The organism is Streptomyces sp. NPDC001348, assembly GCF_053597535.1.
Genome location: NZ_JBSFIK010000042.1, coordinates 18,040 through 44,218 on the forward strand (window position 1 = coordinate 18,040; position 26,179 = coordinate 44,218).

Sequence of the window (26,179 nt, forward strand, 5' to 3'; positions counted from 1 at the left end):
GGGGTGCGGCCCCTCGGGCTTTCCACGCGTGCCGGGCGTCGAACCCTCCGCGTGCTCGACGGTACCGGCGCCCGGTCCACGGGGCAGGCGGCACGAGCCGAGTGCCCACCGGGACACTGGTGCGCGTCGAGGACGGACGTCGCTCGGCATACCGGGTACGGCTCGGCCGGGGGAGTCCCGGCCCCGCATCAGAGGCTCGGCCGGGGGAGTCCCGGCCCCGCATCAGAGTTGTGTCAAAGATGCCCCGCGCACCGCTCCCCGTCCCGCTCGCCGGGTTCCGGAGCCGTAGGGTCGACGCTGCGTAGGCGGCAGTCACCGGAAGACAATGGGGCCATGGCACGCGGCAAGCTTCGGATCTACCTCGGCGCGGCGCCGGGCGTGGGCAAGACCTACGCCATGCTGTCCGAGGCGCACCGCCGGGTCGAGCGGGGCACGGACTGCGTCGTGGCCTTCGTCGAGCACCACGGCCGGCCGCGCACCGAGGTGATGTTGCACGGCCTCGAACGGGTCCCGCGCGCGGAGCTGGAGTACCGGGACGCCCACTTCACCGAGATGGACGTGGACGCCGTCCTCGCGCGCCGCCCCCAGGTCGCCCTGGTCGACGAGCTCGCCCACACCAACGTCCCCGGCTCCCGCAACGCCAAGCGCTGGCAGGACGTGGAGGAGTTGCTGGCCGCCGGGATCGACGTGGTGTCCACCGTCAACATCCAGCACCTGGAGTCGCTGGGCGACGTCGTGGAGTCCATCACGGGCGTACGGCAGCAGGAGACCGTGCCGGACGAGATCGTACGGCGGGCGGACCAGATCGAACTGGTCGACATGTCCCCGGAGGCGCTGCGCCGGCGGATGGCGCACGGCAACATCTACCAGCCCGACAAGGTGGATGCCGCACTGTCCAACTACTTCCGGCCGGGCAACCTCACCGCCCTGCGCGAGCTGGCCCTGCTGTGGGTGGCCGACCGAGTCGACGAGTACCTGAAGCAGTACCGCAGCGAGCACCGGGTCTCGGCGATATGGGGCTCGCGGGAGCGGATCGTCGTCGGCCTGACCGGCGGCCCGGAGGGCCGGACCCTGATCCGGCGCGCGGCGCGGCTGGCCGAGAAGGGCGCCGGCGGTGAGGTGCTCGCCGTCTACATCTCCCGCAGCGACGGGCTCACCTCGGCCTCGCCCAAAGAGCTCGCCGTCCAGCGCACCCTTGTCGAGGACCTCGGCGGCACCTTCCACCATGTCGTCGGCGACGACATACCGGCCGCCCTGCTGGACTTCGCGCGCGGTGTGAACGCCACCCAGATCGTGCTGGGCTCCTCGCGGCGCAAGGCCTGGCAGTACGTCTTCGGGCCCGGCGTCGGCGCCACGGTCGCCCGGGACTCCGGACCCGACCTGGACGTGCACATCGTCACCCACGAAGAGGTCGCCAAGGGACGCGGACTGCCCGTGGCCCGGGGCGCCCGCCTGGGCCGTTCGCGGGTGGTGTGGGGCTGGCTGGTCGGCGTGGTCGGCCCGGCGGTCCTGGCGGTGCTGCTGAACACCGTCCAACTGGGCCTCGCCAACGACATGCTGCTCTTCCTGACGGTGACGGTGGCCGCGGCCCTGCTCGGCGGTCTCTTCCCGGCGCTGGCCTCGGCGGCGGTGGGCTCCCTGCTGCTGAACTACTTCTACACACCGCCCCTGCACCGCTGGACCATCGCCGACCCGAAGAACATCGTCGCCATCGTGATCTTCGTCGGGGTCGGCGTCTCGGTGGCCTCCGTGGTGGACCTCGCGGCCCGGCGCACCCACCAGGCGGCCCGGCTGCGCGCCGAGTCGGAGATCCTGTCCTTCCTCGCGGGGAACGTGCTGCGCGGCGAGACCGGCCTTGAGGAGCTGCTGGAACGGGTCCGGGAGACCTTCGGCATGGAGTCGGCGGCCCTGCTGGAGCGGGCGAGCGACGTCGACCCGTGGACGTGCGCCGGCCGGGTGGGCGTCGGCCGGCCCGTGGAGCGGCCGGACCAGGCGGACGTGGACATGCCCGTCGGGGACCACATGGCGCTCGCGCTGACCGGCCGTGTGCTGCCGGCCGAGGACCGCCGGGTGCTGGCCGCCTTCGCCACCCAGGCCGCCGTCGTACTGGACCGCAGGCGCCTGGTGGAGGAGGCCGACCAGGCCAAGGAACTGGCCGAGGGCAACCGCATCCGCACCGCTCTGCTGGCCGCCGTCAGCCATGACCTGCGCACCCCGCTGGCCGGGATCAAGGCCGCGGTCTCCTCGCTGCGGTCGGACGACGTGGACTGGTCCGAGCAGGACCGGGCGGAGCTCCTGGAGGGCATCGAGGACGGCGCCGACCGGCTCGACCACCTGGTGGGCAACCTGCTCGACATGTCCCGCCTGCAGACCGGCACGGTCACCCCGCTCATCCGGGAGATCGACCTCGACGAGGTGGTGCCCATGGCGCTCGGCGGGGTGCCGGAGGGCAGCGCCGAGCTGGACATCCCCGAGACCCTGCCCATGGTGGCCGTCGACCCGGGACTGCTGGAGCGGGCGGTGGCCAACCTGGTGGAGAACGCCGTCAAGTACAGTCCGCCGGACCGTCCCGTCCTGGTCGCCGCCAGCGCCATCGCCGACCGGGTCGAGGTGCGGGTGGTGGACCGCGGACCCGGCGTCCCCGACGAGGCCAAGGACCGTATATTCGAGCCCTTCCAGCGGTACGGGGACGCTCCGCGCGGTGCCGGGGTCGGGCTCGGCCTCGCGGTCGCGCGCGGCTTCGCCGAGGCCATGGGCGGCACCCTGAACGCCGAGGACACGCCAGGCGGCGGCCTCACCATGGTCCTCAGCCTCGGCGCGGCAGGATCGCGCCCGGAGCTTCTCCGCGTGGAAGAAGGCGCCGCACGCATGGAAAGGCAGGTGCAATGACCCGGGTCCTGGTGGTCGACGACGAGCCGCAGATCACGCGCGCCCTCGTGATCAACCTCAAGGCGCGGAAGTACGAGGTCGACGCCGCCCCCGACGGCAGAACCGCCCTCGACCTCGCCGCCTCCCGCCACCCCGACGTGGTCGTCCTCGACCTGGGGCTGCCCGACATGGACGGCGTCGAGGTCATCAGGGGCCTGCGGGGCTGGACCCGGGTGCCGATCCTGGTGCTGTCCGCCCGCCACTCCTCCGACGAGAAGGTCGAGGCGCTGGACGCGGGCGCCGACGACTACGTCACCAAGCCCTTCGGCATGGACGAACTGCTCGCCCGGCTGCGGGCCGCCGTCCGCCGGGCCGAGCCCGTGGGCTCCGGCGAGGACGACGTGACCATGGTGGAGACCGAGCAGTTCACCGTGGACCTGGCCGCGAAGAAGGTCAACCGGAACGGGAAGGACGTGCGTCTGACGCCGACCGAGTGGCACCTGCTGGAGGTGCTGGTCCGCAACACCGGCCGGCTGGTCGGCCAGAAGCAGCTGCTGCAGGAGGTGTGGGGCCCGTCGTACGGGACGGAGACGAACTACCTGCGCGTGTACATGGCCCAGCTGCGCCGCAAGCTCGAGGCGGACCCGTCGCACCCGAAGCACTTCATGACGGAGCCGGGGATGGGATACCGGTTCGAGCCGTAGGGGGTGTCTTGGGGATCATCCCGGGGTCGCGGGGCCTGGCACGCACTCCCCCACTCTCGACTTCGCTCGAGCGGGAGGGGCCCCCACCGGCGTTGTCGTCGGTTGCCAACTCCCCCACTCTCGGCTTCGCTCGAGCGGGGGGACCCCCATCGCGTTGCCGCCCTCCTCCGCCTTGCAGCTGCACGCTCCCCCACGCTCGAACAGCCTCGCGCGGGGGCACCCCCATCGCCCCCGCTCGGGGTCGGCTGGAAGGCGCCGTCGGCCTATGCCGGCCTGATCCACAAGACACCCCCTAAGCACCCAGGTGGCGGGCGGACGTTACGTCGGTGACAGTGCGCCCCGGTACGCTTCACGTATGAGTGCTGTGCCTCGATCCCAAAAGTCGGCCGGCCGGTTCCGGCGCATGCTCGACCGGCTGTCCTCGTCCCAGGAGGACCTGGAGTCCGAGGAGCTCAGGGAGGACGCCGACACCGCGGGCTGCACCCGGATCGGCGACTGCCACGACCGGCAGATCGTCACGGTGACTGGTACCTTGCGCACCGTCACCCTGCGGCCACGAGCCGGAGTCCCGGCTCTGGAGGCCGAGCTGTTCGACGGCTCCGCCGCGCTGGACGTGGTGTGGCTGGGCAGGCGCTCCATCGTGGGAATAGAGCCGGGGCGCAAGCTCATCGCATCGGGCCGGATCTCGATGAGCCGGGGCCGCCGGGTGCTGTTCAACCCGAAGTACGAACTGCGACCCCTCGGACGGGAGTAGCCGGTGACGTCACTCGACAAGCCGACCGAAGACACACAGGCCGACGACGCTCGGACGGACGACGCGCGGGCGGTGACCGAAGCCGCGCTGTTCGAGGCGTTCGGCGGTGTCCGGGGCATGGTCGAGACCGTCCTGCCCGGTCTCCTCTTCGTCACCATCTTCACGATCAACAAGGATCTGCACTGGTCGGCGATCGCCGCGCTGGCCGTGTCCCTGATCCTGGTCGTGGTCCGGCTGGCGATGAAGGACACCGTCAAACACGCCTTCAGCGGTGTCTTCGGCGTCGCCTTCGGTGTCGTCTTCGCGATGTTCACCGGCAACGCCAAGGACTTCTACCTCCCCGGCATGCTGTACACGCTGGGTCTGTCCCTGGCGTACATCATCACGACCCTCGCCGGAGTGCCCCTGATCGGCCTGATCCTCGGCCCGGTCTTCAAGGAGAACCTCTCCTGGCGCACCCGCAACCCCGGCCGCAAGAAGGCCTACGCCAAGGCCAGCTGGGCCTGGGGCCTGATCCTGCTCGCCAAGTGCGCGATCCTCTTCCCGCTGTACTGGTGGGCCAACACGGCCCAGCTGGGCTGGGTGCTGGTGGCGCTGAAGATCCCGCCCTTCCTGCTCGCGGTCTGGCTCACCTGGCTCTTCCTCGCGAAGGCGCCCGCGCCGATCGACGTGTTCGCGGAGATGGAGGCCGAGGAGAAGGCCGAGGAGGAGCGGAAGGCCGCCGCGGCCGCGGCCGAGCGTGACGAGGCGTCGAGCGGGGGCCGGCACCGCCGCGAGGCGTAGCGCCGCTTCCAAGGCCCATGAGGACGGGGCGCCCGGAGATCTCCGGGCGCCCCGTCCTCATGAACCCGGGTTCTCCCGAAGCCGTCAGCCGTCCTCCCGCCGCACCGACAGCAGCTCCTCCAGCTGCTCCTCCCGGGCCTGCGCGGCCACGAACAGCAGCTCGTCGCCCGGCTCCAGGGAGTCCTCCTTGGACGGGGTGAGGACGCGGGTGCCCCGGATGATGGTGACCAGGGACGTGTCCTCGGGCCACTCGACGTCGCCGACCTGGGTGCCGGCCAGGGCCGACTCCTCCGGGAGGGTCAGCTCGACGAGGTTGGCGTCGCCGTGGCTGAAGCGGAGCAGGCGGACCAGGTCGCCGACGCTCACCGCCTCCTCGACGAGGGCGGACATCAGACGCGGGGTGGAGACGGCGACGTCGACACCCCAGGCCTCGTTGAACAGCCACTCGTTCTTGGGGTTGTTCACCCGGGCCACGACGCGCGGAACGCCGTACTCCGTCTTCGCCAGCAGCGAGACGACCAGGTTGACCTTGTCGTCGCCGGTCGCGGCGATGACGACGTTGCAGCGCTGGAGCGCCGCCTCGTCCAGGGAGGTGATCTCACAGGCGTCGGCCAGCAGCCACTCCGCCTGCGGCACCCGCTCCACCGAGATGGCGGTCGGTGCCTTGTCGATCAGCAGGACCTCGTGACCGTTCTCCAGCAGCTCGCCCGCGATCGAGCGGCCGACCGCGCCGGCACCGGCAATGGCGACCCTCATCAGTGACCGCCCTCCTCTTCCGGGCCCCCGGCGAACGCCGCCTCGACCTTCTCGACGTCGTCCGTCCGCATCATCACGTGCACCAGGTCGCCTTCCTGCAGCACCGTCTGCGAGCTGGGCACGATGGCCTCGCCCAGGCGGGTCAGGAACGCCACGCGGACGCCTGTCTCCTCCTGCAGCTTGCTGATCTTGTGCCCGACCCACTTCGGCGAGGCGTGCACCTCGGCGAGCTGGACGCCGCCGGTGGGGTCGCGCCACAGCGGCTCCGCGCCGGACGGCAGCAGGCGGCGCAGCATCTGGTCGGCGGTCCAGCGGACCGTGGCCACGGTGGGAATGCCCAGACGCTGGTAGACCTCGGCACGGCGGGGGTCGTAGATGCGCGCCGCCACGTTCTCCACACCGAACATCTCGCGGGCCACGCGCGCGGAGATGATGTTCGAGTTGTCACCGCTGGAGACCGCGGCGAAGGCGCCGGCCTCCTCGATGCCCGCCTCGCGCAAGGTGTCCTGGTCGAAGCCGACGCCGGTGACCCGGCGGCCACCGAATCCCGGGCCCAGCTTGCGGAACGCGGTGGGGTCCTGGTCGATCACGGCGACCGTGTGCCCCTGTTGCTCCAGGGTCTGGGCGAGAGCGGAGCCCACTCTCCCGCAACCCATGATCACGATGTGCATGGCTCTACATCACACTTCCGATAGGCCTTCCGGCCTGCACAAACGTCCCGCTCATTGTCCTCTTCCGGCTCGTGGGGCGACACCGGCGGCCTCAGGGACGGCCGCCGGGCAACATCATGCCTGTCCCCAACGTATCGGCTCCTCCACAGGCGCTTGAAACCTGCTCGACGCGCGTGATCCCACACTGCTCGACTGCCCGACGAAACCGCCCGCTCCAGGAGTCGCCGATGACGTTTCCGACGTACTCCTGCACCAGGGTGCCCACGGCAGCCGGGGCCGGGGCGTACGTCGACACTCAGCTCGCACGGCCCGCGCGGCCGGAAGACAGTGGCCCGCGATGCCGTGCCGCGCTCGAGGCACGGCTGACCAGGATCCTCGGGAAGCCGTTCCCCGGCGCGTGATGTCGCGCACGCCGCAGGGGCGGGATTCCGAGGCCGACGAGTGCTGACGGACGGGGCACGGGCAGGGCGGAGACGGCGTACAGGCGGTGTACGGACGGGGTTTGCCGTCCCGGCACGGCGGGCAACCGGACCACGGAATCCGCAGTTCCGACCGTCTGTGAGTCCAATCGCCGGGAATAACCGAGACGGCGGGTGGGCGACAGCCAGTTCGAAGGCTTACGATCCTCTCTCGTGTCCAAACTGACCGACGTGCCCAAACGGATCCTGATCGGGCGCGCACTGCGCAGTGACCGGCTGGGCGAAACACTCCTGCCGAAGCGCATCGCACTCCCCGTCTTCGCCTCCGACCCGCTGTCCTCCGTGGCCTACGCCCCGGGTGAGGTACTGCTGGTCCTGTCCATCGCGGGCGTGTCGGCGTACCACTTCAGCCCCTGGATCGCGGTCGCGGTCGTCGTGCTGATGTTCACGGTGGTCGCCTCCTACCGCCAGAACGTGCACGCGTACCCGAGCGGCGGCGGCGACTACGAGGTCGCCACCACCAATCTGGGCCCCAAGGCCGGCCTCACCGTCGCCAGCGCGCTGCTCGTCGACTACGTCCTCACCGTCGCCGTCTCCATCGCGTCCGGCATCGAGAACCTCGGCTCCGCGGTCCCCTTCGTCGTCGAGCACAAGGTGTTCTGCGCGACCGCCGTGATCGTGCTGCTGACCCTGATGAACCTGCGAGGGGTGAAGGAGTCCGGCAAGCTCTTCGCCATCCCGACGTACGTGTTCGTCGGCGGCGTCTTCATCATGATCGCCTGGGGTGCCTTCCGCGGACTGGTCCTCGGCGACACCATGCGCGCCCCCACCGCCGACTACCACATCAAGGCCGAGCACCAGGGCCTGGCGGGCTTCGCCCTCGTCTTCCTGCTGCTGCGCGCGTTCTCCTCCGGCTGTGCGGCGCTCACCGGCGTCGAGGCGATCTCCAACGGCGTGCCCGCCTTCCGCAAGCCCAAGTCGAAGAACGCGGCGACCACGCTGGCGATGATGGGCCTGCTGGCGGTCACCATGTTCTGCGGCATCATCGCCCTGGCCATGGCGACCAAGGTCCGCATGGCCGAGAACCCGGCCACCGACCTGATCCACAACGGCGTCGCCATCGGCTCCGGCTACGTCCAGAACCCGGTGATCTCCCAGGTCGCCGAGGCGGTCTTCGGCAAGGGCAGCTTCCTGTTCGTGGTGCTCGCCGCCGCCACCGCCCTGGTCCTGTTCCTCGCCGCGAACACGGCGTACAACGGCTTCCCCCTGCTCGGCTCCATCCTCGCCCAGGACCGCTACCTGCCGCGCCAGCTGCACACCCGCGGCGACCGCCTGGCCTTCTCCAACGGCATCGTGCTGCTCGCCGGCACGGCGGCCCTGCTGACCATCATCTACGGCGCCGACTCCACCCGCCTGATCCAGCTGTACATCGTCGGCGTGTTCGTCTCCTTCACGCTCAGCCAGACCGGCATGGTCCGGCACTGGAACCGCCACCTGGCCACCGAGCAGGACCAGAACAAGCGCCGCCACATGATGCGCTCCCGCGCGATCAACGCCTTCGGCGCCTTCTTCACCGGCCTGGTGCTGGTCGTGGTCCTCGTCACGAAGTTCACCCACGGCGCCTGGGTGGCGCTGATGGGCATGTGCATCTTCTACGCGACGATGACCGCGATCCGTAAGCACTACGACCGGGTGGCCGAGGAGATCGCGGCCCCCGAGAGCCCGAGCGACGACAGCGTACGTCCGTCCCGGGTGCACTCGGTCGTGCTGATCTCCAAGATCCACCGCCCCACCCTGCGCGCCCTGGCCTACGCCAAGCTGATGCGCTCGGACACCCTGGAGGCGCTCACCGTCAACGTCGACCCGGCCGAGACGAAGGCGCTGCGCGAGGAGTGGGAGCGGCGCGGCATCGACGTACCGCTGAAGGTGCTGGACTCGCCCTACCGCGAGATCACCCGCCCGATCATCGAGTACGTCAAGAGCCTGCGCAAGGAGTCGCCGCGCGCCGCGGTCTCGGTGATCATCCCGGAGTACGTGGTCGGTCACTGGTACGAGCACCTGCTGCACAACCAGAGCGCCCTGCGCCTCAAGGGTCGCCTGCTGTTCACGCCGGGCATCATGGTGACCTCGGTGCCCTACCAGCTGGCCTCCTCCGAGGCGGCGCGGAACCGGGCCCGCAGGCGGCAGGAGTGGAACGCGCCGGGTGCGGTGCGCCGCGGTCCGGCGGAGCAGCGGGCGCACGCGGAGAAGGAGCCCAGCGCCAAGGACTGACGGGCGCGAGGAGGACCGGGCGGCGGCACGTAGACTGGTGGGCTGTTGTCGGGCCCCCGCCGGGGCCGCCCCCGTCCCTCCCCGATCTGGAGTCACCCCACCATGCAGGAAGTACCGAGGAAGTCGCTGGTGGGAGAGGAGTACGAGGTCGAGGTCGGCCCCGTCGCCCACGGCGGTCACTGCATCGCCCGCACCTCGGAGGGCCAGGTCCTGTTCGTCCGGCACGCGCTGCCCGGCGAGCGCGTCGTGGCCCGGGTGACGGACGGCGAGGAGGGCGCCCGCTTCCTCCGCGCGGACGCCGTAGAGGTCCTCGAGGCCTCCAAGGACCGCATCGACGCCCCCTGCCCCTACGCCGGCCCGGGCCGCTGCGGCGGCTGCGACTGGCAGCACGCCAAACCGGGCGCCCAGCGCCGCCTCAAGGCCGACGTGATCGCCGAGCAGCTCCAGCGGCTGGCCGGACTCACGCCGGAGGAGGCCGGCTGGGACGGCACCGTCCTTCCCGCCGAGGGCGACAAGCTGCCCGCGGGCGAGGTGCCGCAGTGGCGGACCCGGGTGCAGTACGCGGTGGCCCCCGACGGTCACGCCGGTCTGCGGCGCCACCGCTCGCACGAGGTCGAGCGGATCGACCACTGCATGATCGCCGCGGCCGGCGTCAGCGAGCTGGGCATCGAGAAGCGCGACTGGACCGGCATGGACGTGGTCGAGGCGATCGCGGCGACCGGCTCCCAGGACCGCCAGGTGGTCCTCACCCCCCGCCCCGGCGCCCGCCTCCCGCTAGTCGAACTGGACAAGCCCGTCTCGGTCCTCCGGGTCGACGAGCGTTCCGGCGGCGTCCACCGCGTCCACGGCCGCCCCTTCGTCCGCGAACGCGCGGACGGCCGTACGTACCGCGTCGGCGGCGGCGGCTTCTGGCAGGTCCACCCCAAGGCCGCAGACACCCTGGTCACGGCGGTCATGCAGGGCCTGCTGCCCCGCAAGGGGGAGACGGCCCTCGACCTCTACTGCGGTGTCGGCCTCTTCGCCGGCGCCCTCGCCGACCGCCTCGGCGAGACGGGCGCGGTCCTCGGCATCGAGTCCGGCAAGCGCGCCGTCGAGGACGCCCGACACAACCTCGCCGACTTCCCCCGCGTCCGCATCGAACAGGGCAAGGTCGAGTCCGTCCTTCCCCGCACCGGCATCACCGAGGCCGACCTCGTCGTCCTCGACCCGCCGCGCGCCGGCGCGGGCCGCGCGACGGTGGCCCACCTCGCGTCCCTGGGCGCCCGGCGGATCGCCTACGTGGCCTGCGACCCCGCCGCGCTGGCCCGGGACATCGCGTACTTCAGGGACGGGGGGTACCGGGTGCGGACGCTGCGGGCGTTCGATCTGTTCCCGATGACGTCGCACGTGGAGTGCGTGGCGATTCTGGAGCCTGCTGCAAAGGGGCTCTGACCTGCGACTTTCTTGGGTTTTCCAGATGTGGTCGGTGGTGCTCGACCTGTTACCCGAAGCCCATGACGTGGGGCGTCTCCATCGCTCGTGAAGGCCGTCGGACCTGGCATTCCTGGGGCCGCTGCCGGATCGGCGGGGATGGTCTTGCCGCCGCTCGGCCCGGACGATGCCAGCGATCTCGACGCTCAGATGACGCTCGCTCTGACGAGGCGTCACGGCAGTGGGGGTTGCCGGACCGAAACCGGGCTCACCGCGCCAGTGGATCCAGACCGGCCTGCCAGGGACGGCACAGCGCGAGGAAGCATCCGGCCGCGGCCACGGCGAGGCCGAGCACCGACATCGCCATGGGGAGGGCGGTGGACTGCCCCCCGAGACCGGCGAGGGCCGGTGCGAGGGCACCCATGAGGAACTGGGTGGTGCCCAGAAGCGCGGAGGCACTGCCCGCCGCGTGCGGGGCGCGCTGCAGGGACAGGGCCGTGGTGGTGGGCAGGATCATGCCGACCGGACAGGCGGTGAAGAAGAGCGCGACCGTGATCCACGGCAGACCCACGTGCGTGGCGGTGACCAGGAGCAACAGGGCCACGCCCGCGGCGGTGAGCACGGCCAGGCCGGTGGCCAGCACACGGTGTGAGGGGAAGCGGCCGAGCAGGAGCTTGCCGTTGAGCTGCCCGGTGGCGACCATGCCGAGCGAGTTGAGGCCGAAGAGCAGGCTGTACGTCTGCGGGGAGGCGCCGTAGACCTCCTGGAGGGTGAAGGAGGAGCCGGCGATGTAGGCGAACAGGGCGGCGAAGCCGAGGCTGCCGGTGAGCAGGTAACCGGTGAAGGAGCGGTCGTCCACCAGCTCGCGCATGGTGCGCAGGGTTGCCGGGAGCCCGCCGTGTCGCCGCTCCGGACGTGGCAGGGTCTCGGGCAGCACAGCGGCGGTGGCCGCCAGGATGGCCAGCCCCAGGAGCGTGAGGGTGACGAACACGCCGCGCCAGGAGGTCAGCCTCAGCAACTGGGCGCCCAGCACAGGGGCGAGGATCGGCGCGGTGCCGGAGACCAGCATCAGCGAGGACAGCAGACGGGCGGCGGCGAGTCCGTCGTACAGGTCACGCACGACGGCCCGGGCGATGACGATGCCGGCGGCCCCCGCCAGGCCCTGGATCAGACGCATGCCGATGAGCACCGCAGGATCCGGGGCGAAGGCGCAGAGGGCACCCGCCACCACGTACCCCGATAGGCCCAGGAGCAGCGGCCGGCGCCGGCCGAGGGTGTCGCTGAGCGGGCCGATGACCAGTTGGCCCAGGGCGATGCCGGCCATAAAGGCGGTCAGAGTGAGCTGGGTGACGGTCTGCGAGATGTGCAAGTCCGTGCCGACGTGCGGGAGGGCCGGCAGGTAGAGGTCGATGGTGAGGGGGCCGAGTGCGGTCAGGGAGCCCAGGACGAGGGGGAGGCGGCGGCGACGACGGCCTCGCGCCGCGCGTCGTTGCGGGTCGTCCGCTCGTGCACCGGTCTGCGGAGTGGCGTCCATCTGTGTTCCAGAGGTGCGTCGGTCGGCGGCGCGAGCATCAGGGTTGCCTGCCGCTCGCGGCCGCCGCGGATGGGTCGGCCGCTACGGCCGTGTCAGCGGTCGAGGTGGGCGACGAGCAGGTTGGGGTCCTTGTCGGTGAGGTACGCGGCGCTGGGGACGTACACCGTGTGGCCGTGAACCGCGACGGAGGTCGGAGTCCGGAGGCCGTCGGCGGCCGTGAGCACCGCGGTGTGGGTGCCGTCGGGGCGGACTAGGTCGACCTGGTTGTCGTCGCGGGCGGCCAGGAGGGTGTCGCCACGGCCGGTGAAGGCGAAGTCGTCGATGGAGGGCATGCCGATGGCGTGCACCTGGATCCTGCCCGCGGTGCCGCGCGCTGTGACGGGGATGCGCAGGACCGTGCCCTTGTCGAGGTTGGTGGCCCAGACGGCTCCGTTGTGGAGCTTCAGGCCGTTGGCGCCGGCGAAGGTGCTGGGTTCGAGCTCCTCGCCGCGGGCCCAGACGGTGGCCTCGCCGCCCTGCGCGGGCAGGCGGTAGATGACGCCGTGGACGGAGTCGGTGACGTAGAGCTTCTGTGTGCGCTTGTCGAGGGCGAGGCCGTTGGGCAGCCCGTCGGCGGGCAGGGCGGCGATCCGGCGCGGACGGCCACCGGGGCGGATGGCCCAGACGCCGGTGAGGTCGGCGGTGCCGGTGGCGTAGGTGACGTAGAGGGTGCCGTCGTCGGCGCGGGCGATGCCGCCGACGAACGCCTTGCCCAGGTTGGGGGTGCTCGCCTTCGCGGGTGCGGGGAGCGTGGCGAGTACGTGCGCGTGTCCCCCGGGGGCGATGCGGACGATCTGCCGGGCGAAGGAGAAGGTCAGATACGCCGCTCCGGTGCGGTCGACGGTGATGTTCTCGGGCTGCTGCGAGGCCGCCAGGCTGAAGTGGGCCGCGATGTGCGGCCCGGAGAGCGGCTCGGTCGCCGCCGTGGCGGTCGCCGCGGAGGCCAGCAGGGCCGCTGTGGCGGCGAGCGTGGTGACGGTGGCGCGGACGTGCATGGGGTGGTTCTCCTGGTGTGGCTCGGGGCCACTGCCGGTCCGTGGGTAAGGGGCGGGCCGACAGTGTGGGTGGGGGTGGTGGATGGGTTCAGGGGGCGACGATCTTGATCGTGCTGGCCCAGCCGTGGCCGCCTTCGCGGATCTGGAGCGCCATGTGGAGCAGTTGAAAGTCCTCCAGCTGGCGGGCGTGCTTGAGCTCGCCGACGTCGACCGGGTTCAGTCCGCCGGAGCTTAGATGGTGCCGTCGCCGGTGCTGCCGACGTAGAAGTACGGCATGCCCTGCCGGTGGGCGATGCCCTCGGGGTGCCGCCGGGGATCAGCGGTGCCGGCGGTGGACGGGGCGGGGCACGGTGCCGCCGGAGGCCGCGAGGGCCAGGGCGGCGCCGCCCAGCACGAGGAGGTCGGCCGCTGCGACAGCCGTGTCACGGGAGCCGCGCAGACGTACGGGAGACAATGGCGGATCTCTCGGGATGAGCGTGTGCCGGCAGGGAGCTGAGGAACGAACGGCGATCAGCCGGCGGCGGGAAAGAGCGACCGGTTGGCGATGTCGATGATGAAGGGGCCGACGTGGGCCGGGTACTTGTCGACGATCGCCTTCTTGTACGCCTCACCGTCGTCGCCGAGCAGTTCGCGGGCGTCGGCGAGGTAGCGGCGGATGTCCTCGTAGACCTCGGGCCCGGTGGGGGCGCCGTGACCGGCGAGGATCGTGTCGTAGCCGCTCTCGGAGGCCAGCGCGTCCACGGCCTGCTGCCAGCCGGTGATGTCGTTGTTGCCCAGGTAGAGGTGGACGTCGTGGTAGACGAGGTCCTGGGCGATCAGAACGCCCTGCTCCGGCAGCTTGATCAGGAGTTCGTCGGCCGCCTCACCGCCGGAGACGGCCTCGAAGACGAAGGTGACGCCGTCGATGACCTCGGTGCCCGGGACGAGGGCGACGTTCGGGGTGAACTCGGTGAGCGGGATGACCTGGCCGGTCGGCAGGTGGCTGTCGCCGCGGGCGACGATCTGCTCGCTCACCCGAGCCAGGGCGTGGACGGGGACGCCGAAGCGGGAGGCGCCGTTGTAGTGGTCCGGGTGGGCATGGGTGACGATGAGGCGGTCGATCGGCTTGCCGAGTCCCTTGGCGTAGGCGACGGCCTCGTCTGCGTAGGCGGGCAGCAGTTGGGCGTCGATCGCGATGATCCGGGCCGGGGTCTCGATCAGCTGGGTGGTGGTGTGAAAGGTGTCGGCGGGGGACATGTAGCTGTGGATGCGGACCGTGCCCTTGTCCAGGACGGTGACCGAGCCGTTCATAGGGGCTCCTTGCGGTGGAGGCGGCCTCGTGCCGCCTTGATGTCCTCCACTGTTGTCACATCGCCGCAGGCAGGCGAGATACGCTGAAGACGCGGCATGGTAAATCGAGGACATCTGGAGATGGTGATGCGTCCCGCGGACCTCGCAGACGGCGATCCCGCCCCGGGAGGCGCCATCCTCCGGCTCGGCTTCCGTCCCCCCGACGATCGGGTTCCCGGGTTCGAGATCATCGATCTCGCCACGCTGCACGAACGGCGCAGGCGCCGGGGCCGGCGGCCCGACCTGGTGCACCGGGTGGACTTCCACACCCTCACGCTGATCACGGAGGGGAACGGGGAGCACGCGATCGACTTCGTGACCTATCCATGCCGCCCCGGCACCCTGTTGTGGGTCCGGCCGGGCCAGGTCCAGCGTTTCGTCCGGCCCGGCACGGCGAACGGCACCCACCTCCTCTTCACGCCGGCCTTCCCGCCGCACACCAGCAGCGCCGACCGGCTGGTGAAGCAGTGGTACGGGCCGGCCTGCCGGCAGCTGGGGGCGAGCCCCGAGTACGCCGTACTGGCGACCCTGCTCGGTCAGATGCGGGCCGAGTACGACCGTCCCGCGCAGACCGTGTCGGCGGAGATCCTCCAGCTCCTCCTTGCAACCGTGCTGCTGCAGATCGACCGCCTGCCCCACCCCGAGGGCGGTGGGGACCCGCACGCGGGCGGCGAGGTGTACCGCCGGTTCCGCGCCGAGCTGGAGCGCGGGTACGCCACCACCCGCCGCGCCGCCGACTACGCCCACCGCCTGGGGTACACCGTCAAGACACTGACGCGTGCCTGCCTGGCCGCCACCGGACAGCCCGTGAAGCACGTCATCGACGCCCGAGTGGCCCTGGAGGCCCAACGGCTGCTCGCCCACACCGACGAACCGGTGGCGACGATCGCACGACGTCTCGGCTTCGTCGAACCCACCAACTTCGGCAAGTTCTTCACCCGCCACACCGGCATGACTCCGGGTGCGTTCCGCCAGGCCCATCAGGGCGCGTAGGCGCCTCACCGCTCACGAAAAGACAATGTGACGGGCATGCGCAGTTCCTCTTTCCACCCGGTTGGGGTGCACCGCATCGACTTTCACACGCCCTCCCTGATCACGGAGGGCAACGGGGAGCACGCTGTCGACTTCGTGACCTACTCCTGCCGTCCGGGCACGCTGCTGTGGGTGCGGCCGGGCCAGGTGCAGCGTTACGTCCGTCCGGGCAGCACGAACGGCCTGCACCTGCTGTTCACCCCGTCGTTCCTGCCACTCTGCAACACCGCTGACCGTCTGCTCAACGAGTGGCGAGGCCCCGTGTGCAGGCAACTCGGCACGAGCTCCGACTACGCCGTCCTGGCGACGCTGGTCAACCAGATCCGCGCGGAGTACAACCGCTGCGACCAGTCGGTGTCACCGGAGATGCTCCGCCATCTGCTCGCCGCCGTGCTGCTGCACATCGACCGGCTGTCGTGCACCGACGAGGGGGGCAAGGCGCAGGCAGGCGGGGAGGTGTACGCCCGCTTCCGCGCCGAGTTGGAGCGTTCCTGTGCCACCACCCGGCGGGCCGCCGACTACGCCGACCGTTTGGGTCACACCGTCAGGACTCTCAGCCGTGCCTGCATGGCCGCTACCGGGCAGCCGGTCAAGCCAGTCATCGACGAGCGCGTCGCCTTGGAGGCGCGGCGGCTGCTCGCCCACACGCACGAGCCGGTGTCGACGATCGCGCGGCATCTCGGCTTTCCGGAATCCACCAACTTCGGCAAGTTCTTCACCCGGCACACGGGCACCGCCCCGGGTGCCTTCCGTGAGCCCTTCCAGTCCGACGGCCCTCACTCCATGGTGGGTCGCTGATCGTCGCTGTCTTCGTTTGACCACGGCGAGTCCTTCTTCCACCTTGTCGGCGCGTTCCGGCGGGGAAAGGGTTGAACGCGATCACGATTGCTCACCTGATGGCACGGCACCGAGTGGAGAACTCCGAACCCGCAGGGAATGGTGTGAACGTGCGCACGGCATGTCGTCTGATGCGCATGCGTGCATCACCGACCTGACCGGCGGCGAATTCTCGGCGTGACCCGTTCCGTCATCCCTATGCATGGAGGCACAGTTGCGCACGCTCTCCTTCAAGGTCCTCGACCTGGATTTCCCGGCCGGCAGCAGGAACAAGACCGCCACCCTCGTCACCGGCGAGAACGAGGTGTTGCTGGTCGACGCCGCCTTCACCCGCGCCGACGGCCACCGGCTGGCCGCCGAGATCCTCGACTCCGGCAAGCAGCTCACCACCGTCTTCGTCAGCCACGCCGACCCCGACTTCTACTTCGGCGCCGAAGTCGTCGCCGACGCCTTCCCCGACGCCGTCTTCGTGGCGACCCCCCTGGTCATCGAGCACATCGCCCACTCCTACGAGGGCAAGCTCAAGGCATGGGCGGCCCTCGGCGCCAACCTGCCGACCCGCCTGGTCGACCTCACCCCGCTGACCGGGGGCCTCACCCTGGAAGGCCACACCTTCCAGCTCAAGGGCGGCCCCGCGGCCCTGCCCGACCGGCACTACCTGTGGCAGGCCGAGCACCGCGCCCTGCTCGGCGGCGTCCTGCTCTTCCAGCAGGAGCACGTCTGGGTCGCCGACACCCCCACCCCCGAGGACCGCGCGGCGTGGATCGGCCTGCTGGACGAGATGGCCGCACTCCAGCCCGAGTTGGTCGTGCCCGGCCACCGCCTGCCCGGCACCCCCGCCGACGCCTCCGCCATCACCGCCACCCGCGACTACCTGCTCGCCTTCGAGGAGGAGCTGGGCAAGGCGGCCGACGGCGCTGCTCTCACCGAGGCACTGGTCAAGCGCTACCCGGACAACGGCATGCTGATCGCCGCCCAGATCGGTGCGAAGGTCGCCAAGGGCGAGATGAAGTGGGGCTGACCGTGAGCGATTTCGCGACCTCGACCGCTCCCGCCGACGTCGTACGCCGTCAGTACCTGGCCTCCGCCGCCGGCGACCTCGAATCCCTGCAGGCCACCCTCGCACCGGACGTGGAGTGGACGGAGATGGCCGGCTTCCCCCTCGCCGGCACCTACCGCACCCCCGACGGCGTGACCTCGAACGTGATGGAACAGCTGGGCAAGGACTGGGACGGCTGGACCGCCCACGACGACACCTACGTCGTCGACGGCGAGAACGTCGTCGTCCTCGCCCGCTACACCGCGACCAACAAGACCACCGGCAAGCCGATCGACGTCCGGGTCGCCCACCACTTCGTCGTCCGCGGCGGACTGATCGTCCGCTTCGAGCAGTTCGTCGACACCGCCCTCGTCCGCGACGCCATGACCGCCTGACCCGCACCCGAGGATGCTCCACATGAACCCCACCGTTGTGCTGGTGCACGGGGCGATGCACACCCCGTGGATCTTCGAACCGCTGCGCGAGCGGCTCACCGCCCGTGGCATCGCATCCCGAGCCGTGCAACTGCCGAGCAGTAATCCCGACAGTGTCGCCGCCGAAGGACTGACCGAGGACGTCGCAGTCGTCCGGGACACGATCGACGCGGTCAGCGGCCCCGTGGTGCTGGCCGCCCACTCCTATGGAGGAGTGCCCGCCACCTGGGCCGCCGCCGAGGCGGAACAGGTCGCCGAACTCGTCTACCTGGCCGCGTTCGCACTCGAACCCGGCACCTCGATGATGGAATGGATGGGCGGAGACTTCCCGCCCACCTGGATCCACTCGCCGGACGGACGCGCCGTCAAGGCGGGGGACGCCGAGCAGTCGATCTTCAGCGGTGTCGACCCCGTCCTGACCGCCGAGGCGGTCAAGCGCCTCAACTGGCAGGGCGTGCGCGCCTTCACGGAAAAGCTGGCCGCCGCGCCGACGGACGTACCGCTGACGTACGTCGTAGCCACCGAGGACCCGGCGCTGCCGCCCGCGGTCCAGGAGCAGTGGGCCGCGCACTGTGCCCACAGCGTTCGTGTCCCCTCCGGCCACTCGCCCCACCTGTCCCACGCGGACGAGGTGGCCGCGTTCCTCGCCGAAGCGGTTGCCCGGGCTGCCACCGGCGGCTGACCACGGAGGGACCTGCACGGCCGGCGCGGGGCAGGTCGTCGCGCAGGCCCTCGTGCAGGACGGTCCGGTACAGGCCCATACGCCGGCGCGGCTTGCCCAGGTCGTACGAGGTCATGAGAGGAGGGATGGACTGTGGGTCATGACGCTCGTTTGACGCTCCGGGCGCCCGCACGCGTGACAGTGAGCCGATAAACCGGCTCTGACCTGGGAGTTTCCGAGAATCGGTCAGGCCGACATCTTTCCGATGACGCACCACGTGGAGTGCGTGGCGATTCTTGAACCTGCGGCAAAGGGCGCCTGACCTGCTGCTCTTCTGATGTCGCGCGGGTCGGTCGCCAGCGGGCCGTGACGCCCCGGGAACCGGGGGACTACGGCATCGGTGGTCCGTACTCCGTCGAGGCTGTCCTTCACGCGAACATGGTCGGGACCAATCGGGTCGTCGGCTGATTTGTCGAGGGGCAGAGGGCGCGAAATGGATGTTCGGCAGCTGGAGTACTTCCTTGCGATCGTTGATCGTGGGGGGTTCAACCGTGCGGCCTCGGCTCTGTATGTGTCCCAGCCGTCGCTGTCGCAGGCCGTGCGGGCGCTGGAGCGTGATCTGGGCACCGAGCTGTTCCATCGCATCGGGCGCAGGGCGGTGCTGACGGAGGCCGGAAGAGCCCTGATCGAGCCTGCCCGGGAGGCCGTGCGGAGTCTGGAGACGGCGCGGGCGAGTGTCGCGGCGGTGCATGAGCTGCGTGAGGGGCGCCTGGACGTGGCATCGATGCCGTCGCAGGCGGTGGAGCCGCTGACGAGTCTGGTGAGTGCCTTCAGCCACCGGTATCCCGGCGTCTCCGTGACCATCAAAGCGGCGTTCACCTCGCGTGATGTGATCGACATGGTGCGCACGGGTGCCGTGGAGCTGGGGCTTTTGGCGTCTGCCGGTCCCGTCTCCGACAAGGAGGTCGTCTCCCAGGCGCTGGGGCGGCAGCGTTTCGTGCTGATGGTGCCGGCCGACGGCCCGTTCGCCGGCCGGACGGCGGTGGAGTGCCAGGAGCTTGCGGGGCAGCGGCTGATCGTCGGGCAGCCGGGTACTGGGATGCGCGCCTACGTCGACGCGCTGCGGGAGCAGGGCATCGAGTTCACCGTCGCCGCCGAGACCGAGCACCGTGTGTCGGTCATGCCCCTGGTACTGGCCGGGGTCGGGCTCGCGGTGGTGACGGATTCCTGGCGGGACGTCGCCCGGCGGCTGGGCGCCCGTGTCCTGGACATCGAGCCGGAGACCACCTTGGACATCGCCCTCGTCAGCCGCCGCGGCAGCCTGTCGCCGGCAGCCGCCGCGTTCGTGACGGCCGCCACCTCGGCCGCCGACAGCTGATAGGGACTGCTTATAAGGAAGATCCGCTTTGCGTCTTGGACGCCCCGCGAACCGCTTTGCTGCAATCGACGGCATGACGACGAACCACCGCATTGCCCTGATCCCCGGCGACGGCATCGGCGCCGAGGTACTGCCCCCCGCACAGCAGGTGCTCGATGTTCTCGGCCGCCGGCACGGCTTCAGCCTGTCCTACACGTCGTACGACGACTGGTCGTGCGAGCGCTACCTGCGGGAGGGCGCCATGATGCCCGCCGACGGGATCGATCAGCTGCGCGACAAGGACGCGATCCTGCTGGGCGCGGTGGGGTATCCGGGGGTGCCCGACCATGTCTCGCTGTGGGGGCTGCTGATCCCGATCAGGCGCAGCTTCCGCCAGTACGTCAACCTCCGGCCCATCCGTGTCTTCGAAGGCATCGACAGTCCGGTGCGCGGCGCACGGCCGGGCGAGGTCGACATCCTCGTCGTGCGGGAGAACGCCGAGGGCGAGTACAGCGAGATCGGCGGACGGCTGAACCAGGGCACGTCCGAGGAACTGGCCGTCCAGGAGGCGGTGTTCACCCGGGCGGGGGTCACCCGTATCGCCGACTACGCGTTCTCGCTCGCCGCCCGCCGCCGGGGGAGGGTCACCTCCGCCACCAAGTCCAACGGCATCATCCACACCATGCCGTTCTGGGACGAGCTGATCGCCGAGCGGGCCGCCGAGCACCCCGGCGTCGCCTGGGACCAGGAGCACATCGACGCGCTGGCGGCCAAGTTCGTCCTCGACCCGGCTCGCTTCGACGTCGTCGTCGCGTCCAACCTCTTCGGCGACATCCTCAGCGACCTCGCGGCCGCGGTCGCCGGATCCATCGGCATCGCCCCGGCGGCCAACCTCAACCCCGAGCGGGACTTCCCCTCGATGTTCGAGCCGGTGCACGGCTCCGCGCCCGACATCGCGGGCCAGGGCATCGCCAACCCGCTGGGTGCGATCTGGTCCGCGGCCATGATGCTCGACCACCTCGGCCATCCCGCCGCGGCCAGGGACATCACGGACGCGATCGCCTCGGTCCTGGCCAAGACCGATACCCGCACCCGTGACCTGGGCGGAACCGCGACCACCGCCGAGTTCACCGACAAGCTGATCGAGCTGCTCTGAGCCGTCTCCCTCTCGGTGGGCGTCGTGCACAGGCCTCTTCCCCGGGCACCGGTCGCGCTGCGACGCGCGTGACGGCCGACGTGCCCCGTCACGCGCCGGGAACAGCTGCTTCTCCCGCGTCCAGGACCAGCACTGCGACGTGCAGGGACGTGCGCTGCAGACCTGATTCCAGGTCGCAGCCGAGGAGCCGCTCGATGGTGTGCAGGCGCTGGTAGTACGCCTGCCGGGACATGCCGGCGCGTTTCGCCGCGACCGACTTGTTCCCGGCCGCCGCCAGATAGGCGCGCAGTGCCGGGAGCAGATCGCCGCCGTTGCGGTCGTCGTGCTCGATGACGCGGGTCAGTTGCCGCTCCGCGTACCGCTGAAGACGGGTGTCCTCCCGAAGGACGCCCAGCAACTCCGGCAGCCGGACGTCGGCGGGGACGTGGAACCACCGCTCCGGGGAGGCCGGTGTGATGGCCTCGGCCGTCTGCTCCGCCTCCTGCCACGACCGGGCGATCCCGCCGAGGTCGGTCACCCCGGGGCCGACGGCGACGACTGCCCGCGGTCCGAGCTCTTCCCGGGTCAGGCGGCCGATCCGCTCGGCGACCGGCTGCCAGGCGCTCGCCTGCGCCAGAGCCATGAGTACACCGATGCGGCCCGGGGCCGTCTCGCCGACCAGGGCGCGGACACCGGTGTGCGTCAGCGCCTTCGCGATCCGTTCGTCGAGGTGCTCCCCCTCGGTGCCGGTGTACGGGTGGCGGATGACCACGGCGAAGAGGCGGTGTCCGAGGGTGGGCAGTCCCAGTGCCTCGGCGCGGGCGCGGGCGTCCGCGGGGGAGCGGAAACGCCGTTCGTACAGGTCTCGCAGTACGGAGCGGTGGGCCCGGCGTTCCCACCAGGCCTGCCCCGCCAGACGCGCCATGGTCAGTGCGACCGCCGCACGCTCCAGTACCAGGGCGTGTTCCGGGTCGGGCTCGGCGCTCAGCCGGTCCTCCAGCAGGACCAGCCGCCCCCACGGGCCGTGGTGGTCCTGCACCGGCGCGATCAGCCACCCCTCCGGGCCGCTCGGCGTGATCGTCTCCGGCGTCGGGGCGGCCCGCGAACGCCGCGACCAGGCCGACACCACCGGCTCGTACGGCCGGCCGAGCAGCTCGCACATCAGGACCCGGTGGGTGAGATCCTCCAGCACCACGGGGGCTCCGGTGAGCTCCGCGGTGGTGTGCACCAGTTCCTCGGGGTCCGCGCCCCGCAGCGTCAGGGCGGTGAAGATGTCCTGGATGTCCCGTCCGCGGCGCAGCAGGGCCCCCTGGGCGTCGAGGATGAGCGCGTGCACCGTCTGCGTGACGTCGATGAACCGGACGCCACGGGCCAGCTCGACCAGCGGCACCTCACGGGCACGGCACGCGGCCACCAGCTCGTGGGGCACCTTCTGGTATCGGTAACCGAGCTCCACGATCAGGCCGGCCGCGCCGACGTCCGAGAGCTGGTCGACGTAGCCGCGCAGCTCGGAGGCGTTCTCGGGATGCGGCATGCCGGTCGTCAGTACCAGCTCGCCGCCCTCCAGGAAGTCCGCCGGATTGAGCAGCTCGGTGACATGCACCCAGCGCACCGGGCTGTCCAGCCGTGCCTCGCCTGCCAGCACGCGAGGCATCCCTTCGGCGAGCACGGGCAGGCGCAGTACCTCCCTGAGCGTGGGGAAGTGCCCGGTTGCATGGCGTCTGGGTGGCATAGGTGGTGCTTTCATCCGAGGGAATCGGGCTCACCTTCGCATCGGCCACTCATCGTGACAAGGGTGGGGCCGGCATTGCTGCAGCCCAGCCGTCCGCAGTGACAGACCGTCTCAAGAAGGCTGCTGGGCGGAACACAGTGTGGGTTGCCCTGCAGGTTCTCCCGGGCGGAGAGTGAACGCCATCCTCAGCAGGACGCGAACCGGAAAGGTCCGCACGGTGTCCGCACAGTGCTGGGGCCCGACTGCCACCCACCACACCATCGAGAGGAGCGACCTCATGCGCGTCCCGAAGCGCGTCGCCGTGATCGGTGCCGGCAGCATGGGCAGCCAGGCCATGTGGCGACTGGCCGCCCGCGGAGCCGAGGTCATCGGCTACGACCGCTACGCACCGGGTCACGACCGCGGCGCGGCCGGGGGCGAGAGCCGTATCTACCGAGCCGCCCACCTCGGCGAGCCGGGGTACATTCCGCTGCTGCGGCTGGCGGACCGGATGTGGGAGCAGCTCCAGGCGGAGACGGGCCGGTCGCTGCGACGCCGCAGCGGCAGCCTCGTGATGGGAGAGACCGCCTCACCGTCCATGCGCCTCCTCCTGTCCACCAGCGCCGCGCATGGGCTGGATCACGAGGTCCTGGACCGGGAGGAACTCGGCCGCCGCTACCCGCAGCACCGGCTCCCGGACGGACACACCGCTGTCCTCGACCGGTTGGGCGCCGTCATCAGGCCGGAGGCGTCGATCCAGGCCGCCGCCGCCCGTGCCGAGCACCTGGGCGCCCGGCTGCACCGCTACACCACGGTGCGCGAGGTCGTCCCCGCGGCGGGCGGCGGGGTGCAGATCGTCACCGAACAGGGCACGGACCACGTGGACGCCGCCGTGGTGACCGTGGGCCCCTGGATCAACACCCTGCTCCCGGATCTCCCCCGGACCGTCGACGTCCGCCGGGTGGTCTGCTCCTGGCACCTGCCCACCCGCCACGACTGGTTCGCGGGCGGTGCCCCTTCCTTCGTGCGCGCCGCACCCCACGACTGCTTCGGAATCCCGTCGCCCGACGGCATCTCCGTCAAGCTCGGTCTCTCCTTCAAATACCACGCGCCGGTGCCCGAGCCTGATCGGCTCGACCGTACCGTCCGCCCCGAAGAACTCGGTGTCTTCCGCGAGCTCATCGGTGAACTCATGCCCGACCTGAACCCCGATCCCATCAGGATGTCGGCCTACATGGAGGGCTACACGGAGTCCGGAAACCCGCTCGTCGGTCATCTCCCCGGCGAGGACGACATCATCGTCATGGCCGGCTTCTCCGGCAGCGGTTTCAAGTTCTCGCCCGCGATGGGAGAGATCGCCGCCGACCTGGCGCTCGACGGCACCACGCAGCACCCTGTCGACTTCCTTGCTCCGGCAGGAGTCGGCGCCGCCTGATCCTCGGCGGTTGTCGACGTCGTCACTCCCACTCTCCTGACGTCTCTGTCGTGAGCATGCCTAAAAAGGGTCCGCGCCGGCCCTGACCAGTTCCCCGACGCAAGAAAGTGGAGCACTTCCATGCCCATTCCCTCGTTCCAGTTCCGCCCGAAGTACGTCTCGTTCGACTGCTACGGCACGTTGATCGAGTGGCCGATGACCCCCATCACGCGTGAGCTCGTCGGCGACCAGATCCCGGCCGAGCACTGGGACCAGTTCGTCAAGGAGTTCCGCGGCTACCGCTACGACTCGGTCTGTGGCGAGTACTACCCCTACGAGCAGACGCTGCAGGCCGCCTTCGAGGGGGCCTGCCGCAAGTGGGGCATCAAGGCGGCCCCGGACGCGGGCAAGCGGCTGGCCGACGGTGTGCGCAGCTGGGGGCCGCACGCGGACGTGCCGGAGCCGCTGAAGAAGATGGGCGAGCACTACAAGCTGGTGATCCTGTCCAACGCCGACGACTCCTTCCTCGCGGAAAGCGTGCCGCGGCTGGGCGCCGACTTCCACGCCGTCTTCACCGCCGAGCAGGCCGGCTACTACAAGCCCCGCTACGCCGCGTTCGAGTACATGCTCGACCAGCTCGACGCGTCCCCCGAGGACTTCGTGCACGTCTCCTCGCACACCCGCTACGACCTCATGCCGATGCACGACATGGGCTTCCGCGACCTCGTCCTGCTGGACCGCGGCTGCGACCCGGTCACCCACGGCTACGACTACGTGACCGTCAAGTCCCTGGACGAGCTCAACCAGATGCTGGGCATCTGACGCGCGAGGCGCACCCGCTCACCCAGCACCTTCTTCCCGACAGGCCCCGGTCTCGCGTGGCCGCCCATGAGCCCTGCGCGTGTCCGGCCGCCGGCTGACGACGGCCCGTCCCCCCGTCCGATCCGCACGTCGTCCCCGCATCACAGATTCCCCGTATCCCCCGCATTCTCCAGGAGGCACCGCCATGGAAACCAACCGGACAGGCCGCAGAAACGTACTCCGATCCGCAGGCGCCGTGGCCGCCGCGATGCAGGTCAACAGACACCTGAGCATCCCGATCGTCACCACCGCCCTGGCCCTCGCGCTCGCCGCGTGCGGGGCGACCGGCACCCCGCAGACCGTGGGGGCCAAGAGCACGACGCAGGGCGGAGGATCCGGCTCGTCGGCCGAGCACACCGACGACATCTCGGTCGGGGTGAAGCCGAACGCGAAGGCGGTGAAGCTGCTGCCCGCGGCGGTGAAGGCCAGGGGCACGATCTCCGTGGCCATGGACCTGGCCTACCCGCCCACCTCGTTCATGGCGTCGGACAACAAGACCCCGATCGGGTTCAACCCGGACATGGCCCGGCTGATCGCCGCCAGGCTCGGCCTGAAGCTGCAGATCAACAACGTCAAGTTCGACACCATCATCACCGGACTGCAGGCCGGCCGGTACGACTTCACCGCCTCCACCATGGGCGCCACGAAGGACCGGCTGAAGGTGCTCGACATGGTCGACTACGTCAACTCCGGGACCGGGGTGTCCGTCCCCTACGGCAACCCGCAGAAGCTGGGCACCCACACGCTGTGCGGGCACCGCGTCGCCGTCACCTCCGGCAGCACCGCGGAGCTGCAGTGGCTGCCCCAGCTGTCCAAGCAGGACTGTACGAGCAAGGGCAAGCCGGCCATCAAGGCGGTGACCCTGCCCAGCGTGAACGACGCTCTGACCCAGCTGGTCTCCAAGCGGATCGACGCCGTGATGTACGACTTCATCTCGCTCGGATGGGCGGCTGAGCAGCAGCCCAAGACGTTCGACCTCCTCAAGCCCCTGGTGGCCACCAAGCCCGCGACCGTCGGGCTGAAGAAGGACTCGCCGCTGACCCCCGCGGTGAAGGCCGCCATCCAGTCCATCATCGACAGCCCCAAGTACGCCGAGGCGCTGAGCCGCTGGGGCTTCAAGGGCCTCGGGATCAAGACCGCGGCCATGGGCGTTCCGCAGGACTGA

24 protein-coding genes are annotated in these 26,179 nt (G+C 70.5%); 17 read left to right on the forward strand and 7 right to left on the reverse strand.

Features of this window, described 5'->3' with window-relative positions:
- Window positions 1-333: 333 nt before the first annotated feature.
- From ACWC21_RS32975 to ACWC21_RS32990, 4 genes are all read left to right on the forward strand, one after another.
- Entirely contained in the window at window positions 334-2,889 is a 2,556-nt protein-coding gene (locus tag ACWC21_RS32975; protein WP_450887208.1) for an ATP-binding protein, read from the forward strand.
- Window positions 2,886-3,572, forward strand: coding sequence for a response regulator (locus tag ACWC21_RS32980; protein WP_450887210.1), 687 nt, complete (start codon window positions 2,886-2,888; stop codon window positions 3,570-3,572). The genes ACWC21_RS32975 and ACWC21_RS32980 overlap by 4 nt, the downstream gene beginning before the upstream one ends.
- A 355-nt stretch (window positions 3,573-3,927) precedes the next feature.
- Window positions 3,928-4,326 (forward strand): OB-fold nucleic acid binding domain-containing protein, encoded by a 399-nt coding sequence (locus ACWC21_RS32985; RefSeq protein ID WP_450887211.1) that lies wholly within the window; start codon window positions 3,928-3,930, stop codon window positions 4,324-4,326.
- 3 nt (window positions 4,327-4,329) lie between these two features.
- Entirely contained in the window at window positions 4,330-5,109 is a 780-nt protein-coding gene (locus tag ACWC21_RS32990; protein WP_450887213.1) for a DUF3159 domain-containing protein, read from the forward strand.
- An 84-nt stretch (window positions 5,110-5,193) separates the two neighbouring features.
- Here ACWC21_RS32990 and ACWC21_RS32995 read toward each other — a convergent pair whose 3' ends face one another.
- Together ACWC21_RS32995 and ACWC21_RS33000 are read right to left on the reverse strand one after the other, a co-directional pair.
- Entirely contained in the window at window positions 5,194-5,865 is a 672-nt protein-coding gene (locus tag ACWC21_RS32995) for a potassium channel family protein (RefSeq protein ID WP_450887215.1), read from the reverse strand.
- Window positions 5,865-6,536, reverse strand: a complete 672-nt coding sequence (locus ACWC21_RS33000; protein WP_450887217.1) for an NAD-binding protein — start codon at window positions 6,534-6,536, stop codon at window positions 5,865-5,867. Before ACWC21_RS33000 ends, ACWC21_RS32995 begins: the two co-directional genes overlap by 1 nt.
- 227 nt (window positions 6,537-6,763) lie before the next feature.
- Between ACWC21_RS33000 and ACWC21_RS33005 the strand changes: the two genes are divergently transcribed.
- The 3 genes from ACWC21_RS33005 (at window position 6,764) to ACWC21_RS33015 (ending at window position 10,657) form a co-directional block, all read left to right on the forward strand.
- The gene (locus ACWC21_RS33005; protein WP_450887218.1) at window positions 6,764-6,937 is read left to right on the forward strand and encodes a hypothetical protein; all 174 of its coding nucleotides are present in this window, start codon (window positions 6,764-6,766) and stop codon (window positions 6,935-6,937) included.
- Between the two features lie 231 nt (window positions 6,938-7,168).
- Window positions 7,169-9,226: an APC family permease gene (locus ACWC21_RS33010; protein WP_450887220.1), complete on the forward strand. Its 2,058-nt coding sequence runs from the start codon at window positions 7,169-7,171 to the stop codon at window positions 9,224-9,226.
- A 102-nt stretch (window positions 9,227-9,328) separates the two neighbouring features.
- Window positions 9,329-10,657, forward strand: coding sequence for a class I SAM-dependent RNA methyltransferase (locus ACWC21_RS33015; RefSeq protein ID WP_450887222.1), 1,329 nt, complete (start codon window positions 9,329-9,331; stop codon window positions 10,655-10,657).
- Window positions 10,658-10,904: 247 nt separating this feature from the next.
- Here the strand turns inward: ACWC21_RS33015 and ACWC21_RS33020 are convergent, their stop codons facing one another.
- The 4 genes from ACWC21_RS33020 to ACWC21_RS33035 all read right to left on the reverse strand — a co-directional run bounded on the left by ACWC21_RS33020 (window position 10,905) and on the right by ACWC21_RS33035 (window position 14,494).
- Window positions 10,905-12,170 carry a multidrug effflux MFS transporter gene (locus tag ACWC21_RS33020; protein WP_450887224.1) on the reverse strand — a complete coding sequence of 422 codons (1,266 nt, stop codon included), beginning with the start codon at window positions 12,168-12,170 and terminating at the stop codon, window positions 10,905-10,907.
- A 92-nt stretch (window positions 12,171-12,262) separates the two neighbouring features.
- Window positions 12,263-13,204, reverse strand: a complete 942-nt coding sequence (locus ACWC21_RS33025) for an SMP-30/gluconolactonase/LRE family protein (protein ID WP_450887225.1) — start codon at window positions 13,202-13,204, stop codon at window positions 12,263-12,265.
- Between the two features lie 316 nt (window positions 13,205-13,520).
- The gene (locus tag ACWC21_RS33030) at window positions 13,521-13,658 is read right to left on the reverse strand and encodes a hypothetical protein (RefSeq protein ID WP_450887227.1); all 138 of its coding nucleotides are present in this window, start codon (window positions 13,656-13,658) and stop codon (window positions 13,521-13,523) included.
- A gap of 56 nt (window positions 13,659-13,714) precedes the next feature.
- Window positions 13,715-14,494 carry an MBL fold metallo-hydrolase gene (locus tag ACWC21_RS33035; protein WP_450887229.1) on the reverse strand — a complete coding sequence of 260 codons (780 nt, stop codon included), beginning with the start codon at window positions 14,492-14,494 and terminating at the stop codon, window positions 13,715-13,717.
- Between the two features lie 120 nt (window positions 14,495-14,614).
- Between ACWC21_RS33035 and ACWC21_RS33040 the strand changes: the two genes are divergently transcribed.
- The 7 genes from ACWC21_RS33040 to ACWC21_RS33070 all read left to right on the forward strand — a co-directional run bounded on the left by ACWC21_RS33040 (window position 14,615) and on the right by ACWC21_RS33070 (window position 21,049).
- On the forward strand, window positions 14,615-15,526 hold the full coding sequence (locus ACWC21_RS33040) for an AraC family transcriptional regulator (protein ID WP_450887230.1): 912 nt from the start codon (window positions 14,615-14,617) through the stop codon (window positions 15,524-15,526).
- Between the two features lie 36 nt (window positions 15,527-15,562).
- Window positions 15,563-16,363, forward strand: a complete 801-nt coding sequence (locus ACWC21_RS33045) for an AraC family transcriptional regulator (RefSeq protein WP_450887232.1) — start codon at window positions 15,563-15,565, stop codon at window positions 16,361-16,363.
- Between the two features lie 253 nt (window positions 16,364-16,616).
- Window positions 16,617-17,423, forward strand: coding sequence for an MBL fold metallo-hydrolase (locus ACWC21_RS33050; protein ID WP_450887233.1), 807 nt, complete (start codon window positions 16,617-16,619; stop codon window positions 17,421-17,423).
- The gene (locus ACWC21_RS33055) at window positions 17,414-17,836 is read left to right on the forward strand and encodes a nuclear transport factor 2 family protein (protein WP_450887234.1); all 423 of its coding nucleotides are present in this window, start codon (window positions 17,414-17,416) and stop codon (window positions 17,834-17,836) included. Before ACWC21_RS33050 ends, ACWC21_RS33055 begins: the two co-directional genes overlap by 10 nt.
- 22 nt (window positions 17,837-17,858) lie before the next feature.
- A complete protein-coding gene (locus ACWC21_RS33060; RefSeq protein ID WP_450887236.1) occupies window positions 17,859-18,557 on the forward strand; it encodes an alpha/beta fold hydrolase in 699 nt (232 codons plus the stop codon).
- 472 nt (window positions 18,558-19,029) lie between these two features.
- The gene (locus ACWC21_RS33065; RefSeq protein WP_450887237.1) at window positions 19,030-19,914 is read left to right on the forward strand and encodes a LysR family transcriptional regulator; all 885 of its coding nucleotides are present in this window, start codon (window positions 19,030-19,032) and stop codon (window positions 19,912-19,914) included.
- Window positions 19,915-19,987: 73 nt separating this feature from the next.
- Window positions 19,988-21,049 (forward strand): tartrate dehydrogenase, encoded by a 1,062-nt coding sequence (locus ACWC21_RS33070; RefSeq protein WP_450887239.1) that lies wholly within the window; start codon window positions 19,988-19,990, stop codon window positions 21,047-21,049.
- An 88-nt stretch (window positions 21,050-21,137) separates the two neighbouring features.
- Here the strand turns inward: ACWC21_RS33070 and ACWC21_RS33075 are convergent, their stop codons facing one another.
- Complete coding sequence (locus ACWC21_RS33075; protein ID WP_450887241.1) at window positions 21,138-22,775, reverse strand: PucR family transcriptional regulator; 1,638 nt, start codon at window positions 22,773-22,775, stop codon at window positions 21,138-21,140.
- Window positions 22,776-23,037: 262 nt separating this feature from the next.
- On the opposite strand from ACWC21_RS33075, the gene solA reads away from it, so the two are divergent.
- The 3 genes from solA to ACWC21_RS33090 all read left to right on the forward strand — a co-directional run bounded on the left by solA (window position 23,038) and on the right by ACWC21_RS33090 (window position 26,179).
- Window positions 23,038-24,174, forward strand: a complete 1,137-nt coding sequence (gene solA / locus ACWC21_RS33080; protein WP_450887243.1) for an N-methyl-L-tryptophan oxidase — start codon at window positions 23,038-23,040, stop codon at window positions 24,172-24,174.
- 120 nt (window positions 24,175-24,294) lie between these two features.
- Complete coding sequence (locus tag ACWC21_RS33085) at window positions 24,295-24,975, forward strand: haloacid dehalogenase type II (RefSeq protein WP_450887245.1); 681 nt, start codon at window positions 24,295-24,297, stop codon at window positions 24,973-24,975.
- Between the two features lie 184 nt (window positions 24,976-25,159).
- A complete protein-coding gene (locus ACWC21_RS33090) occupies window positions 25,160-26,179 on the forward strand; it encodes an ABC transporter substrate-binding protein (RefSeq protein WP_450887247.1) in 1,020 nt (339 codons plus the stop codon).